Source organism: Megasphaera hominis (assembly GCF_014269395.1).
Lineage (GTDB): Bacteria > Bacillota > Negativicutes > Veillonellales > Megasphaeraceae > Megasphaera > Megasphaera hominis.
In genome coordinates, this window is record NZ_JACOGK010000077.1 from 1 (window position 1) to 735 (window position 735).

The window sequence follows — 735 nt, forward strand, 5'->3', positions numbered from 1 at the left end:
GTGGCAGTTTTTATGCTGCCACGTAATAGTTATTGTGCTTTTCCATCGGGGTTACTACACCCAGTTTTCTCTGTAAACGCTTAGTATTGTAATAGCCAATGTAATCTTCAATCATTGCAATCAATGACTCTCTATCTGTAAAATGACGCCCATAATAACGTTCTCTCTTTAAGATGCCCCAGAAACCTTCCATCGGACCATTATCGATACACTTGCCAATCCTGGACATGCTCTGTACCATACCGGCTGATTCCAGTTTTGCGTGGAACGTTCTGTTTGTGTATTGAAATCCTCTGTCACTGTGGAACAGAGGATGAGCATCTGGATTTGCGGCCACTGCCTGATCAAAGGTATCAAATACTAACGGAGTATCATTTCTGTCGCGAATCACAAAAGAAACTATTCTTCGGTCATAAAGATCAAGTATCGCACTTAGGTATACTTTGTGAACTTCGACTCCGACGTAATACTTGAATTCTGTAACATCTGTAAGCCACTTTTCATTTGGTGAATCGGCAGTAAATTCTCTATGAAGAACATTTTCTGCTATGAACTGTGGATTTGAAGCGTGCCTTGTACAACCATGATTACTGTATTTTATAGTTGATTTGATATCTTTCTTGCGGCAGATCCGGAGAACCCGCTTATCATTCACATGGATATCATGATAGCGTTCCAAATCATCGCGGATTCTGCGATACCCTTTATCAGGATCCTGCTGATGTATTTCTTCAA

1 protein-coding gene is annotated in these 735 nt (G+C 40.7%); it reads right to left on the minus strand.

Annotated features, from left to right (window positions below; translation table 11 throughout):
- Window positions 1–10 precede the first annotated feature (10 nt).
- Window positions 11–735 (minus strand): IS3 family transposase (locus H8J70_RS12365; protein ID WP_186504594.1); only part of this gene is annotated, 725 nt, incomplete at its 5' end.